15 protein-coding genes are annotated in these 15,320 nt (G+C 44.1%); 5 read left to right on the top strand and 10 right to left on the bottom strand.

Annotated elements, in window-relative coordinates; translation table 11 throughout:
- Positions 1-12 precede the first annotated feature (12 nt).
- Positions 13-930, bottom strand: coding sequence for a site-specific tyrosine recombinase XerD (gene xerD / locus R7E78_RS06225; RefSeq protein WP_005381788.1), 918 nt, complete (start codon positions 928-930; stop codon positions 13-15).
- 157 nt (positions 931-1,087) lie between these two features.
- On the opposite strand from xerD, the gene fldB reads away from it, so the two are divergent.
- Positions 1,088-1,606, top strand: a complete 519-nt coding sequence (gene fldB, locus R7E78_RS06230) for a flavodoxin FldB (protein ID WP_005381790.1) — start codon at positions 1,088-1,090, stop codon at positions 1,604-1,606.
- Positions 1,607-1,691: 85 nt separating this feature from the next.
- Here fldB and brnQ read toward each other — a convergent pair whose 3' ends face one another.
- Entirely contained in the window at positions 1,692-3,002 is a 1,311-nt protein-coding gene (brnQ, locus tag R7E78_RS06235; protein ID WP_005381792.1) for a branched-chain amino acid transport system II carrier protein, read from the bottom strand.
- Between the two features lie 330 nt (positions 3,003-3,332).
- Here brnQ and R7E78_RS06240 point away from each other — a divergent pair, with 330 nt between their 5' ends.
- Both R7E78_RS06240 and srmB read left to right on the top strand, forming a co-directional pair.
- Positions 3,333-4,052 carry a tRNA1(Val) (adenine(37)-N6)-methyltransferase gene (locus R7E78_RS06240; protein ID WP_104978805.1) on the top strand — a complete coding sequence of 240 codons (720 nt, stop codon included), beginning with the start codon at positions 3,333-3,335 and terminating at the stop codon, positions 4,050-4,052.
- Between the two features lie 107 nt (positions 4,053-4,159).
- Entirely contained in the window at positions 4,160-5,383 is a 1,224-nt protein-coding gene (gene srmB / locus R7E78_RS06245) for an ATP-dependent RNA helicase SrmB (RefSeq protein ID WP_005381797.1), read from the top strand.
- 110 nt (positions 5,384-5,493) lie between these two features.
- On the opposite strand, the gene yaaA is transcribed toward srmB, so the two are convergent.
- Positions 5,494-6,270 (bottom strand): peroxide stress protein YaaA, encoded by a 777-nt coding sequence (yaaA, locus tag R7E78_RS06250; protein ID WP_318057763.1) that lies wholly within the window; start codon positions 6,268-6,270, stop codon positions 5,494-5,496.
- 110 nt (positions 6,271-6,380) lie between these two features.
- Positions 6,381-7,814, bottom strand: a complete 1,434-nt coding sequence (locus R7E78_RS06255; protein WP_005381800.1) for an alanine/glycine:cation symporter family protein — start codon at positions 7,812-7,814, stop codon at positions 6,381-6,383.
- Between the two features lie 721 nt (positions 7,815-8,535).
- Between R7E78_RS06255 and R7E78_RS06260 the strand changes: the two genes are divergently transcribed.
- Entirely contained in the window at positions 8,536-8,721 is a 186-nt protein-coding gene (locus tag R7E78_RS06260) for a DUF3545 family protein (protein ID WP_005381805.1), read from the top strand.
- A gap of 236 nt (positions 8,722-8,957) precedes the next feature.
- On the opposite strand, the gene R7E78_RS06265 is transcribed toward R7E78_RS06260, so the two are convergent.
- From R7E78_RS06265 to nfo, 3 genes are all read right to left on the bottom strand, one after another.
- The gene (locus R7E78_RS06265) at positions 8,958-9,509 is read right to left on the bottom strand and encodes a hemerythrin domain-containing protein (protein ID WP_017821507.1); all 552 of its coding nucleotides are present in this window, start codon (positions 9,507-9,509) and stop codon (positions 8,958-8,960) included.
- A gap of 113 nt (positions 9,510-9,622) precedes the next feature.
- A complete protein-coding gene (gene ung, locus R7E78_RS06270) occupies positions 9,623-10,303 on the bottom strand; it encodes a uracil-DNA glycosylase (protein WP_005382846.1) in 681 nt (226 codons plus the stop codon).
- Positions 10,304-10,592: 289 nt separating this feature from the next.
- Complete coding sequence (gene nfo, locus R7E78_RS06275; RefSeq protein WP_017821508.1) at positions 10,593-11,477, bottom strand: deoxyribonuclease IV; 885 nt, start codon at positions 11,475-11,477, stop codon at positions 10,593-10,595.
- 316 nt (positions 11,478-11,793) lie between these two features.
- On the opposite strand from nfo, the gene grcA reads away from it, so the two are divergent.
- Positions 11,794-12,171: an autonomous glycyl radical cofactor GrcA gene (gene grcA / locus R7E78_RS06280; protein ID WP_005381814.1), complete on the top strand. Its 378-nt coding sequence runs from the start codon at positions 11,794-11,796 to the stop codon at positions 12,169-12,171.
- Positions 12,172-12,282: 111 nt separating this feature from the next.
- Here the strand turns inward: grcA and R7E78_RS06285 are convergent, their stop codons facing one another.
- The 3 genes from R7E78_RS06285 to thrB all read right to left on the bottom strand — a co-directional run bounded on the left by R7E78_RS06285 (position 12,283) and on the right by thrB (position 15,315).
- Positions 12,283-12,942, bottom strand: coding sequence for an NADPH-dependent FMN reductase (locus R7E78_RS06285; protein ID WP_248524759.1), 660 nt, complete (start codon positions 12,940-12,942; stop codon positions 12,283-12,285).
- 139 nt (positions 12,943-13,081) lie between these two features.
- Complete coding sequence (gene thrC / locus R7E78_RS06290; protein ID WP_005381818.1) at positions 13,082-14,362, bottom strand: threonine synthase; 1,281 nt, start codon at positions 14,360-14,362, stop codon at positions 13,082-13,084.
- Positions 14,359-15,315: a homoserine kinase gene (gene thrB / locus R7E78_RS06295; RefSeq protein ID WP_017635074.1), complete on the bottom strand. Its 957-nt coding sequence runs from the start codon at positions 15,313-15,315 to the stop codon at positions 14,359-14,361. Before thrB ends, thrC begins: the two co-directional genes overlap by 4 nt.
- Between the last annotated feature and the right edge of the window lie 5 nt (positions 15,316-15,320).

Consider the following 15,320-nt stretch of genomic DNA (forward strand, 5'->3'; position numbering starts at 1 on the left):
ATCTAACCATTGTTATGCTCTTGGGTGGTGTTGACTGTGGATCTGCTTCAATCGTTCAGTCGCCACGTGAGTATAAATTTGCGTGGTCGATAAGTCACTATGTCCTAAAAGCATCTGTACGACCCTGAGATCTGCGCCATAGTTCAATAAATGCGTGGCAAAGGCATGACGCAGTACGTGCGGCGACAGCTGATCCGTGTCAATCCCTGCTATCAAAGCATAGTACTTAATACGGTGCCAAAACGTCTGACGAGTCATTTGTCTTGCGCGTTTACTAGGAAAAACAATATCAGATGATGTATCACCAAGTAACGCAGGGCGCCCTTGTTGAATGAACGTCTCGATCCAATCGACCGCGTTTTCCCCCATAGGAACCAGGCGTTCTTTACCACCTTTACCAGTCACGCGCACCACCCCTTGGCGCAAGCTAACATTTTCCATGGTCAAACTGACGAGCTCTGTCACACGCAACCCTGTCGCGTAGAGTAGCTCTAGCATCGCTTTATCGCGCAATTCTATAGGGTCATTCGGGTCTGGCGCTTCGAGCAACGCGTCCACTTGCTCTTCACTAATATCTTTGGGTAAACGTTGTGGCAGTTTAGGGCTAACCAAGAGCGCACTCGGGTCATCAGCACGCACCTTCTCACGATGCAGGTATTGAAATAAACGACGAATAGCCGACAACATACGCGCACGGGACGTCTGTTTGTAATCTAAGTCTACAAGGTGGCTTTGATATTCTTGCAAGCCAGACAAACTGATAAAATCAAGACGGTATCGATGTTTTTCCATCCACACGAGCAGCTTCATTAAATCGTTTCGGTAGGAAGCCAACGTGTTCTCTGATAGACCACGCTCCATCCACATCGCATCTAAGAATTGCTCAACAAGCGAAAAATCTTGTTGATTGACAGGCTGTTGTGCCGTCATGAATGCTTCCTTATCTGTTTATATTTACAGTATTTAGATTAAAGCACCTGCCAATCCAATACCATAAAAAATCATCCCACATAGGATATTCGCTGCAATCTTCCTCAATTTATGGTTAGAATCTTCCACAACAGCAACACAAATAACGACGAATATAATGAAAATCGGACTCTTTTACGGCTCAACGACCTGCTACACCGAAATGGCAGCAGAGAAAATTCGTACCCTTATTGGTGAAGACCTTGTCGACATTCACAATGTGAAAGAGACACCGTTATCACTAATGGCGGACTACGACTTATTACTCCTTGGCATCTCAACTTGGGATTTTGGTGAAATTCAAGAAGATTGGAACGCGATTTGGCAAGACATCGCGACCACGCCACTGAAAGGCAAAGTTGTAGCGCTGTTTGGTCTGGGTGACCAAGAAGGTTACGGAGAGTGGTATTTAGATGCGATGGGCTTACTTCACGATGAATTACAAGCCACAGGCGCAACCTTTATCGGTTACTGGCCAAATGAAGGCTACGAATTTGAAGCATCGAAAGCATTGATCGAAGATGGCAGCAAGTTTGTTGGACTTGCGTTAGATGAAGACTCACAGTACGAACTGAGTGATGAACGCATCGAAAAATGGTGTGAACAAGTTCTTGTGGAATTCCACGACACGCTTTAATAGCGCAAACACGTCATCATTAAAAAGTAAAAAGCCCGATGAAGTAATTCATCGGGCTTTTTATTATCTTGATAACGCGAAGTGATTACGCGGTTTCTTGTGCTAGTTCTGGGCGAGGTTTCGCGATAAAGAACATGCACACGATAGCCGCAAATGTTGGAAGCACCCAACCCATGCCGACTTCGAATAGTGGCAACATGTTAAACGCAGAAACATCAATACCCGATACTTTTGCCGCATCAACTAACGCAAACAGCAGAGATACAAGCAGTACTGCACGGTAAGCAAAGCGTGGATTCGGCAGTTTGCTGCGCACAAATGTTAGTGCAACCAACGCAATCGCCACAGGGTACAGCGCAAACAATACTGGCACTGACAGAGAAATCAGCTGTGCAAGACCAACGTTTGCAACCAATGCACAAACAGAACCATTAATCAGTACCCATTGCTTGTATGACAGTGGTGTTTTCGAGCTGAAGAAATCTGAACACGCAGAAATCAAGCCAATCGCGGTTGTCAGACACGCTAGCAATACGATGACAGACAGAACGATTTGACCGTATGGACCAAACAACGCTTGAACGTATTGGCTAAGCACTAGGCCACCATTATCAGCACCAGCAGCAACCGTTGCACTCGTCGCACCTAAGTAAAATAGTGAGATGTAAACAAACGCAAGACCAGCAGCAGCAATACAACCTGCATAGATCAGATATTTAGTAGTTGCAGAGCGCTCAGTAATGCCTTTACCGCGCAGTGCATCAACCATCAGCATACCAAACATCAATGACGCGAACGTATCCATTGTGTTGTAGCCTTCTAAGAAGCCTTTGGTCAGAGGCTGCGTTAGGTATTCACCGTGCGCGCCAATCATATCGCCCTGAGGATCAAGGAAGACAGCGACAGCAAGAATGATCAAACCAACGAACAATGCTGGTGTCAGTACTTTACCGATAAGATCGATCAAACGGCCTTGGAACCATGAGAACATCATCGCTGCGATAAAGAAGATCACTGAGAACGCTGTCAGATGCGTTTGTGACGCCTCAAGGAAGAAAGGTTTCACCGCCATCTCGTAAGCCACTAGGCCAGTACGAGGCGCTGCAAACGCAGGACCAATGATGATGAAAATCAGTGCAGCCATAAGAACTGCCGCTTTTTTCGGAAGATCTTGCGTCAAGTGATCCCAAGAACCACCAGCAACAGCAATAGCAACGATAGTAATAAGAGGTAGACCTACCGCTGTTAGCAAGAAACCAAACATAGCTGGCATTAAGTTTTCACCCGCTAACTGACCCGCTAGAGGTGGAAAGATAATATTGCCCGCACCTAAAAAGAACGCAAATAGCATAAAGCCTACTGCGATAATATCTGTTAGTTTTAACGTCTGCTTCACAGATAACCCTTGTCTTTTAATTAATGAATGTTGTGTATGCTTAGACCACTTTTTGTATACCTAAAGTCAATAAGTACACGTGGTTCAATCTATAAAATTTTCGCCGCATAATGACGAAAGACTCATCATTTGGCAACCTTTAAGAAAAAAACACCATATTAATTTAGTTTTCAAACTTAAAAGCAGTGGATATAACCAGATCCAAATAACAGACCAGTTCTTTATCTCGATCAATTAACAATACAATTTAATAACCAACAAAACAACAATCTATACAATTAATAAACAATAGAGCAATCTACTTAATTATTGAGCAAATATAAAACAATCATGAAGAACAAAAAACTGAAAACTAAAGGCTTCAATTTTAAGCAATTTTGTATTGAGGGCGGCGAGAGTGGTATGCCAGTCAGCACAGATGGGGTAATGCTTGGTGCTTGGATTCAAAGCCCTAACGACGCTAAAATTCTCGATATTGGCACTGGCACTGGCCTGCTTGCCCTGATGTGTGCTCAACGCTTTACAGAAGCTCAAATAACCGCGGTCGATATCGAATTAACAGCCGTTGCTGCCGCGCAAAAAAATATGGCCCAGTCTCCTTGGTCAGATCGTGTAAGTGTGCATCACACCGACATACTGCACTTTACGCCGACACATTCATTCCAACGCATCATTTGTAACCCGCCCTACTTCAACAGCGGCGAGCAATCGAAACACAGTCAACGTGCAACCGCGAGGCACACTGATACGCTAGGCCATAACGCATTGCTACAGCGTTGCTATCATTTGCTTGATGACGAAGGGAGAGCTAGTTTTGTGTTGCCAATCACCGAAGGCGAGCAGTTCATTGAGCTAGCATTAAACCAAGGTTGGTATCTATCGAGGATCTGTCGTGTGCAACCATCAGAAAAGAAACCAGTACACCGATTGTTATTTGAACTGTCAAAACGACCTTGCGATTTGCAGACGTCACATTTAATTATCCGTTCAAATGACGGCTATAGTGATGATTTCATCCAGTTAACCCGCGAGTTTTATCTTAAGATGTGAAATAACATGTGATCCTTATCACCAATCACTTTATAATGTGCGACCTTTTTGTATTCTATGCTGTTGTGGCGAACCATTAACCAAGCTTTGCTTGTGGAGAACTCATTGTGATCAGAACCTTTGCTGAACTTGATCTAGACCAAAACCTACTTGAAGCCATTGAAGAGATGGGTTACGAACGCCCAACAAAAATTCAGGCAGAAGCGATTCCACAAGCGTTGGACGGTCGTGACATTCTAGCGTCAGCGCCAACAGGAACTGGTAAAACGGCCGCCTTCGTCCTGCCAGCATTGCAATACTTGCAAGACTTCCCTCGTCGTAAGCCTGGACCTGCGCGTATTTTGATCCTAACGCCTACTCGCGAACTGGCGATGCAAATTGCCGATCAAGCACGTGCTTTGGCAAAAAATACCAAACTCAACATTTTCACCATCACTGGTGGTGTTCAGTACCAAGAGCACGCCGACATCCTTGCAACAACGCAAGACATTGTGGTTGCGACACCTGGCCGTTTAAAAGAATACATTGATGCAGAACGTTTTGATTGTCGTGCAATCGAATGGTTAATCCTTGATGAAGCAGACCGTATGCTAGATATGGGTTTTGCTCCTACTGTCGATCGCCTATCTAACGAATGTCGCTGGCGTAAGCAAACCCTTCTGTTCTCAGCAACGTTAGAAGGGAAAGGCGTAGAAGGCTTTACCGCTGATCTGTTGAATGACCCAGCAGAGATCGATGCAAAATCGCCGCTGCGTGAGCGTAAGAAAATTGCTCAGTGGTACCACCGAGCTGATGATGCTGAACACAAACTGGAATTACTAAAACACATTATTACTCAGCAAGCTGAGCGCACTATCGTCTTTTTAAAGACTCGTGAGCGTTTGGCTGAGCTACGAGCGCAGCTTGAAAGTGCACAGATTCCATGTTCTTGGATTCAAGGTGAAATGCCGCAAGATCGTCGTAATAATGCGATTTCTCGCTTCCGCGATGGTACTGTGAACGTGCTGCTCGCGACGGACGTTGCTGCGCGCGGTATCGATCTTCCGGATGTATCACACGTTATCAACTACGACATGCCACGCACGGCTGATGTTTACCTTCATCGTATCGGCCGTACTGCTCGCGCAGGTAAGAAAGGTAACGCTATCTCAATCGTAGAAGCACACGACCAACCAATGATGGATCGCGTTGCACGTTACGTGAAAGAAGACATCAAAGAGCGTTTCGTGAAAGAGATGCGTCCTAAACACAAAAAGCCTGTGTTTAAGAAGAAAAAGAAAAAAGACGACAAGAAAAAAGTAGCGAAAAAGAAAACCGCTAAGAAGAAGTAATCTTGTTGGGACCAAGTAGCTCAAGCTAGAAAATAACAAAGGGTTGGCAATGCCAACCCTTTTTTCGTTTGTGCTGATAGAGATTAACGTAGACTACGTCTCAATCAGCTTTATTTTTGCTCTTCGCGTTTAAATACTAACTCTGTTGGCGTCGATTCATCTTCCACAAAGTAGTAACCCGCCGTATCAAACTTAGCCAGGTCTGCTACGCTCTCAACACGGTTTTCAATGATGTAACGCGCCATCATACCGCGCGCTTTCTTCGCGTAAAAACTGATGACCTTGTATTGACCATTCTTACAATCTTTGAATACTGGCGTGATCACTTGCGCATCTAAATTCTTTGGCTTAACCGCTTTAAAGTATTCATTTGATGCAAGGTTGATAAGGACATTATCACCTTGAGCAGAAATCGCTTCGTTAAGCTTGTCCGTAATAACGTTGCCCCAAAACTGGTACAAGTTCGTACCCTTGTCGTTTGCAAGCTTGGTACCCATTTCAAGACGGTATGGCTGCATCAAATCAAGTGGTTTTAGTAAACCATAAAGACCCGATAGCATACGCAGATGATCTTGAGCATATTCGAAGTCCGCTTCAGATAAACTTTCGGCGTCTAGCCCTGTGTAAACGTCACCTTTAAATGCAAGAATGGCTTGTCGTGAGTTTTCCGTGGTAAACGTTTCACTCCACTCTTGGAATCGGTCCACATTTAAATCGGCAATCTTGTCGCTCACTTTCATTAAAGAGGCAACATCAGCAGGAGTCAGTTTGCGGCAAACATCGATAAGCTCTTTTGAGTATTCGACCAACTCAGGTTGAGTAAATTTTTCTGTCGCTAACGGAGACTCGTAATCAAGAGTCTTCGCTGGAGAAACTACGATAAGCATGACTTTCCCTTCTCTAATTTTGTTTTTAATAGGGTACAAAAAAAGCCATGCATTGTCTGCATGGCTTTTTACATCGTACTAATAGCTTTCAACTATGAGTGATAGCTCACTTAGTCTTTTTTATCGTTGTACCAAATGCCTTCTTCAAGCTGAGATTTCAGCTCTGGGAAATCATTCGCATCAAATGTTGGCACTTTGCCTTCACCAAGCTGGCGATTGTAATCTTTGGCCAGTTTAATCACGATGCCAGATAGCAAGATGATCGCCACCAAGTTGACTATCGCCATCAGACCCATAGAGACATCAGCAAGCGACCATACGACTGGTAACGAAGCTAGTGCACCAAACATCACCATACCAAGAACAATAACGCGGAAAATGCTTAAGCCCGCTTTATGATTGTGCTCTAGGAAGATTAAGTTCGTTTCAGCATACGAGTAGTTTGCAATGATTGAAGTAAACGCAAAGAAGAAGATTGCCACAGCAACAAAGATGCCGCCCCAATCGCCAACTTGTGAGCTCAATGCACGCTGAGTTAGCTCGATACCCGTCACTTCTGTTGCTTGACCGACATACTCACCAGACATCAGGATGATAGCCACTGTTGCAGAACAGATAACGATCGTATCCATGAACACGCCTAGCATCTGTACGTAACCTTGAGACGCTGGGTGTGGTGGGTAAGGTGTTGCTGAAGCTGCCGCGTTAGGTGCAGAACCCATACCTGCTTCATTCGAGAATAGACCGCGCTTGATACCGTTAATCATTGCCTGTGCAATTGCGTAGCCAAGACCACCTGCTGCTGCTTCTTGCAGACCAAATGCACTCTTAAAGATAAGCATCAATACATCAGGTAATTTCTCTAGGTTAGAGAACATGATGAACAGCGCTAGGGCTAGATAAAGTAGTGCCATGATCGGAACGATCATCTCAGCAACTCTTGCGATACGCTTGATGCCACCGAAAATAACAATTGCAGACAGTAAAACAACGGCAATACCGACATACAGGTTATTCCAACCAAATGCGTTGCTCATTGCATTGGCAATTGAGTTAGCTTGTACGGCGTTGAATACCAAACCAAAAGCGATGATTAGGAAAACTGAGAACAACACGCCCATCCAACGCATGCCCAGGCCTTTTTCCATGTAGTAGGCAGGGCCACCACGGTAGTTGCCATCATCATCTTTGGTTTTGTATAGCTGCGCCAGTGTGCTCTCAGCAAACGATGTTGCCATACCAAGCATTGCAATCAGCCACATCCAGAAGATCGCACCAGGACCACCCGCAGTCAATGCAACTGCAACGCCCGCCATGTTACCTGTACCAACACGTGCAGCAAGACTAGTACAAAGCGCTTGGAAAGAGGAAATACCAGCTTTGTCTGCTTTACGGCTGTTCTTAAGAACAGAGAACATGTGGCCGAAATGGCGGAACTGAATGAACCCTAATCGAACGGTGAAGTAAATACCAACACCAACAAGAAGATAAACCAGAATCGAGCCCCAGAGGAGATCGTTCATCAAATTGATTAAGTCTGTCATGTGTACCTCAAAGTGAGTTGCGCCAGTCTATGCGTCCTAGCCATCCACCAAATTGCCTGCTAAGTGTCAAAGTGTGCTTAGCTTTTTAAGTAATGTTTATGGGCAATCTAGAATCGTAAACGTCGCTTCATGCATCCATTTTACGTACCAGCGTATTTTTTGACGGGCGGATAATGCAACCTAGGAGCGCAAAAATCAATATGCAACAACATGAATAACATTGTTATTTTTCACTATAAAGTCACCAAAAAATAACATAAATAGAAGACTTAACACTCAAACTGCGCAACATTTCAATTACCAAACACCAACATAAATAATTATTCTTCATTAAATGGAATGGTAAACCGTATAAACAAGAACAAGCTAGTATTCACAAGGTGTTACATAAATTTACGCTAGTGACTTACCATCTAATTGAACACTATTTCATCAAACTGATTTTATGCAACTTTAACCTTTGCGCAGTACACCCATTCATCAAATCGAATTAACATAGAAAATCTCTCTATTTAATCGTTTTCTTGAGATCGTTTGTGCATTTTTTATCCACATCGTTGCAATAAAAAGTGTGATTTTGAGAATATTTTTGCACGAAAATGTCATGCTACCGACACAAATGCGAAATATATCATGGTTATTCTCACGGCTATTGTGGTACTTAAAAAACTCCACAAGGACTGGTTACAACAGTTTAGCTTAAGAAAGGTAAAGGTGGCTTATGGAAGGCTTTCAACTAGATGACATTTTTAATCTGGATACTACCTCAACAACCAAATCTCGTGCCAAACCAGTAAAGCGAAAGTGGCGTGAAATAGAAGAGATGAACGACAGACGCAATTTGCTTAAAGAGCTGCGCGAACTTGATGTCTGTACCGATTATAACTTGGAAGACATTAAACTCTAATTCAAACAAAAGGCACCTTACGGGTGCCTTTTGTTTTTTGTTTACAGTGACCGTAAACACCGTGAGTTTATGTACCAAGGTTTAAGTATGAATACCATTATTACTCAATGAGAATCTTCCGTACTTTTTGCCGAAAAATATGCACACGAAATTTTCGGTTGATTCCCAATAAATAAGAAATGTATCTCACAAACCCGAGATACGACTTTCGCTCGCTCAGGTTTCATCATTCAGTCTTAAACATACTCAGTATCACTTTGACGAACACGTTCGGCCAACTGCTTATAACGATCAGCAATCGTGTCACCAAATACAGGGTCATCCTCACTGACGCTCCATAAGCTCTCGACATGCTGCCAATCTTCTGTGGTAAATAACTCTTCAATGAGAGGCAAAATTTTTCGCTCTTCTAGCTCCAAGTGGCGCCTTTGCGATTCAATGAAATCTTCTAGGTGAGCGACGAACATGTCTTGTGGCACAACAGCATCCTGAAGGATCATCTCTATCACGGATGAAAACTCTCTGGTTTTACTCGCTAACTCTAGATGTTCTTTCTCTAAATTTTCCATGGTTTGTTGCTTACCATAGTGTTCAAGAAAGTGGTGATAGAGGATATCTTCTTTCGGGTGGTGTACTTTCTCCGAATGATTAGAGAGGTAATCAACAATCTCGCTTACTAACGCATAGTTGATTACACGTTCTTTTTTTATCTCATTAAGCTTATGGCGCAGTATCGCCAACAGACGAACCATATAACCATGTTCGCGTCGAATTCTTTCGATCATCATAGCGTCTCTCCTTAACACCTACTTTTAGTAAGTGTACATGAGAAATTTACTATCAGCCTCGAGCGTGCTCAAAAAAACAGCGATCATAGCATCCATGATCGCTGTCTCTTCATTTATACAGTTAATGGCAAATGCCAGTTAATTGGTGCTTTTTCTTGTGATGTAAGCAACTGGTTTGCTTGAGAGAAATGCTTACAACCGAAAAAGCCTCGATGTGCAGAAAGTGGCGATGGGTGTGGGGCAGCTAACACATGGTGCTTGTTGCGATCGATAAAGCGCCCTTTCTTCTGCGCGTGTGACCCCCACAGCAAGAACACTACACCTTCTTGATGCTGATTAATGGCTTCAATCACTCGGTCAGTAAACGTTTCCCAACCTGTCTTTGAATGTGAATGCGCTTTACCTTGCTCCACCGTTAATACCGTATTGAGTAACAATACGCCTTGTTCAGCCCAGCTTTGCAAAAAACCATGCTGAGGGATTTGGAAACCTTCAATATCTTGCGCCAGCTCTTTATACATATTAACCAGTGACGGTGGCGTTTTAATGCCAGGAAGTACAGAGAAACACAGGCCATGCGCCTGATTTGGGCCGTGGTATGGGTCTTGTCCTAGAATCACGACCTTAACGTCTTTGAACTCGGTAAAACGAAACGCGTTAAAGACATCTTTTGCGGGAGGAAAAATAGCTTTGCCTGCGGCGCGTTCGGCTTCAACAAAATTCAAGGTGTCTACAAAGTAGCTCTGCTTTTTCTCTTCGCCGATCACATCGTGCCAAGTGGGTGACTGATTCATGGAAAGTTCCTGTCCTAAATTTTGCTTCTATTCTAACGAGCGAAACTCAAACAAACAAAAACTTACCACGAACTTGAGACAAGTAATAAAAGACTAATGCTTCTGTGGCGTTCGAAAATGCCCCTGTCCGGTAATGTGACGATTAGGCATCGGTAAGCGAAGCACACGACGAGTGTAAGTATAAGGAGTAAAAGAGAATGGTCGAGACATGTTGGCATCCTTCTTTGCTAATTCAGAGATTGATGTTCAATGACTAAGAAAGAAAGGTGCCAACTTTGTGGTTACGCCATTAACTGTCAATGGCCGCTAAATGGAATTGACGCAACGTGTTGATCTCTTGCTGCCAAATATCTGGATCAATTGTTTCCAAAATCAGAGGGATACCATCAAAACGAGGGTCTTTCGCGATGTACTCAAAGCAATCCCACCCGATCTCTCCTTTACCTAGAGAATGGTGGCGATCTACTTTGCTGGCAAACTCTACTTTTGAATCATTTAGATGCATTGCTCTTAAATAGTGCATACCTACGATACGGTCGAACTCTGCAAAGGTGCGCTCGCAATCTTCTTTTGTACGTAAGTCATAACCAGCCGTAAAGGTATGGCAGGTATCAATACAAACGCCGACACGATCTTTATCTTCCACTTGCTCGATGATTTCAGCTAGGTGCTCAAACTTCCAGCCTAAGTTAGTGCCTTGACCTGCCGTATTCTCGATAACAGCGATCACATTCGGCACCGCTTTATGCGCAAGATTGATCGACTCGGCGATCGTCGCGAGACACTCCTGTTCAGAGACTTTCTTTAGGTGACTGCCCGGATGGAAGTTAAGCAAAGTCAGCCCCAACTGATTACAACGCTCCATTTCATCAATAAATGCCGCGCGGGATTTATTCAGCTTTTCTTCTTCCGGCGCACCCAAGTTAATCAGATAAGAATCATGGGGAAGAATATGCTCTGCTCCGAAACCCAGCATTTTACAGTTCGCTTTAAACGCACTGATGGTTTTTGCTTCTAAAGGCTTCGCCACCCACTGGCGTTGGTTTTTTGTAAATAGTGCGAAGGCATTCGCGCCAATTTCACGAGCTCTCAACGGAGCTTGATCGACCCCACCAGCAGCAGAGACATGTGCACCAATGAGTTTATTCCCAAGCTTGTTTTTCATGTTTGTCATTTAATCACTTTAGACTTTCAGTATTGCTACCTAAATACAGATAGTTGCGTTAACCAGTTTAAACTTTAATCTCAATTTGTAGTAAATTTACAACAAAACCAGTTATTAAATATTTTTTATATTCTCAAATAAATTGTAATTAGTTTGTTTTCAAAGGTTTTATTGATTTAACTCAATAAAATCACCTTAATAAAAATAATGTTTTTGGTTGTTTTTTGACTTAAATCAATATTAAAATAGTGGATATTAGCTATATAATACTCAGCTCAACGAAAATTCGAAAATAATCACCACGTAAGTGGTCTAGGAGATAGTGATGATCCAAGGTATCCAAATTACAAAAGCGGCAAACGACGACCTACTAAACTCTATCTGGCTATTAGATAGCGAAAAAAATGAAGCTCGCTGTGTTGCTGCAACTGCTGGCTACGAAGCAGACCAAGTTATCGCAATCAGCGACCTAGGTGAATACGAAAGCCGTGAAGTTGCAATCGAAACTGCTCCTCGTATCGAAGGCGGCCAACACCTAAACGTGAACGTGCTTAAACGCGAAACACTAGAAGATGCAGTTGCACACCCAGAGAAATACCCACAACTAACTATTCGTGTTTCTGGTTACGCAGTACGTTTTAACTCGCTAACTCCAGAGCAACAACGTGATGTAATCGCTCGTACTTTTACTGAGACTCTATAATCTCTCAGTAAACTAGCTCGCTAGAATTTAAAAAGCTTGGTCTGCAATGACCAAGCTTTTTTTGTTTCAGAATCCTTCTAAACCCTTTCTATAATGGAAAGCAACTCGCCTCTAAGGTGCATTTCTTTGCGAAGGATCTTTCTGAAACGCTTGCGCTAAAGAGGTTGGATCACGCCTATCTCTTTGCAGTGACGCCCCTTCAGCCCACCAAATCAATTGATGCATAGTGCGATTCATATAGTTATCCCACTGCGTCTGCTCCGACTCATCCTCAGCAACGCCCTGTTCATCAAACACTTCTTGCGCTTTCGGAATGTGGATCATCGCAGAGACAGGTAGACATCCAAGTTCAGATAAGAAGGTACGCATAGAAACGGCAGCTCTAACACCACCCCATTGTCCGGCAGAATAGGTCACGATAGCACTCGGCTTGTAAGAAAACAGCGAACTGCCGAAATGGTTAAGCGTGTTCGCCAGAGCAGGACTCATCGAATGGTTATATTCCGGGCTAACCATCACATACCCATCCGCATGTTTGATTTTGTCTGCCAGCTCACTTAGGTTCTGCGGAACTTTAGAGCGGTGATAAGCAAACTCGGGCTTAAACACATCATCAAAGTCGTAATTCAAAGGGTCGATGATTTCGACCGTATGTTGCGAATGTTGACTCGCGATGAGTTTTTCACACGCTTTACTGACTCGCATTCCTAAACGGGCTGGTCGTGGTGGCGTGCTGTCTCTCACTGAGCCAAGAAAAATCAAAAAATGCATGCTTCTCTTTCCATCTCATTTAGTTAAGTTCGTTTCTCAATCATAAAGAGAGTCAAAACTTACCGACAATAAAAAAGGTGAATGATTACTCATTCACCTCTCGTTATTTCTGTTTTTGATACTTACTATACTTTGAAGCTTACTGCACGCGGCGCAGTACTTGTTTCAATGCGTCAAAGTCTGCGTCGAGCTCTTCCGATAGCAGCTCCATCGCAGCGTGCTTCGCTAGTGGCGCAGGAAGCTCGATATCGGATTCTAGAATATCATCCACGACTTCTTTGAACTTCGCAGGGTGAGCAGTACATAGGAACAGACCGGTTTCACCGTCTTGCAATTGTTCTTCAAGCACTCGGTAAGCAATCGCACCATGCGGTTCGCATAGGTAGCCTAGAGCATGTAAATCTTTCACTGACTGTGCGCTTTGCTCATCAGATACTGCGCCTTTACCTAACGTCTCCAAGCCCCACTCTTTCACGCGGCACAGCTCTTCAATACGAGGCCAGTTGTTTGGTTGGCTCACGTCCATCGCGTTCGATGTTGTTGCGACTGTTGGTTTTGGCTCCCACTTACCTGTTTCTAGGTAGCGAGGAACAGTGTCATTGGCATTAGTTGCCGCGATAAAGCGTTTGATAGGCAAGCCCAGCGCTTTTGCCAGTAGACCAGCAGTTAGGTTACCAAAGTTACCACTTGGTACTGATACCACTAGGTTTTCACGCTCTTGCTTGCTCATTTGCGCAGCTGCTTCAAAGTAGTAACAGATTTGCGCCATCAAACGGCTGATGTTGATTGAGTTTGCAGAGTTCAGACCGATCTCTTCACGCAGTGCTGAATCATCAAAAGCTTGCTTAACCAGTGCCTGACACGCATCGAAGTCGCCATCGATCGCGACAGTGTGAATGTTTTTACCAAGCGTACAGAATAACTTCTCTTGCAGTGGGCTGATTTTTCCTTTCGGGTAAAGAATCACAACATTGATGTCTTCCATACCGTAGAAAGCATGCGCAACGGCTGCGCCAGTATCGCCAGACGTTGCCGTCAGAATGGTGATCTTGCCGCCGTCCGAAACCGCAGCAAGAGATTGCGCCATAAAGCGACCACCAAAGTCTTTAAACGCAAGCGTTGGACCATGGAACAGTTCCAGTGCATAAACACCGTCTTTTACTTGGTTGATAGGCGCAGGGAATTGAAACGCAGCATCAACAAGGGCATTCACTTGCTCCTCTGTAAGTTCATCTCCAATTAACGCCGATAGAATCTTAGTGCTACGAGAGACAAAGTCTTCTGCAAGCAGCGCATCGATATCTTCAAATTTTGGTAATTCCGATGGAAAAAATAGACCTTGGTTACGGCCTAACCCTTGGCGAACGGCTTGGCCAAAGGAAACTTGTTCATCATTTTCTTTTATATTGTAAAGCTTCATAGCTCACTTCCTGTTACTTTCGAACCCTGCTTATCTAGACGACAAACGTGGACGAATCCTTCTTCGTTTTGTACGTAGTTTTGTTCTAACCAGCGAGCAACTCGCTCAGCGACATCTTTCTCTTTGCAAATACTGAACAGTGTCGGACCACTGCCAGAAATACCGGTTGCCAATGCACCCGCAGACGCTGCGTATTGACGTGCATTCGCAAAACCTGGAAGCAGTTTCTCACGATACGGTTCTGCGATCACGTCTTTGATCATTTTTGCAGCAAGTTCTGGCTGACCAGAATGACACGCATGAATAAAGCCCGCAAGGTGGCGACCATGAGCAATGATATCTTGTCGGCGGTATTGAGATGGTAGGATCTCACGCGCTTCCGCCGTTGATACCTTGATACCCGGATACGCCATCACCCAGTACCAATCATCAAAGCAAGGTACTTCTTGACTGATGATACCCAACTCTTCAAGCATCAGTTGCACACCACCAAGGTAACATGGCGCAACGTTGTCGTAGTGAATACCACCAGAGATCTTGCCTTCCATCTCTCCCATCAGCGCTAGTAATTCTGTCTCGTTAAGTGGCTGTCCATGGAATCGGTTCAATGCATCTAATGCAGCAACGATAGAACATGCACTTGAGCCTAAACCAGAGCCAATTGGCATGTTCTTTTCTAGCGTCATCTCAAGTGGTTTTAGCTCAACGCCTTTTTTGTCTAACTCACGAGCAAACACAAGCCAACAGTCGTAGACGATGTTCTCTTTTGGTTCAGTTGGCAATTTCTCAACAAAATCACCCGCCGTTTTAAGGCTGAACGGGTCAGCCCCAGATTTCACCAATACACGGTCACCCAATAGTGTGCCATCCACTGGAGACACGGCAGCCCCCAGCACATCAAAGCCAACGCTTACATTACCAATTGATGCTGGGGCATAAACCACTACATCCATATCAC

It is taken from the genome of Vibrio sp. YT-19(2023) (assembly GCF_033337395.1).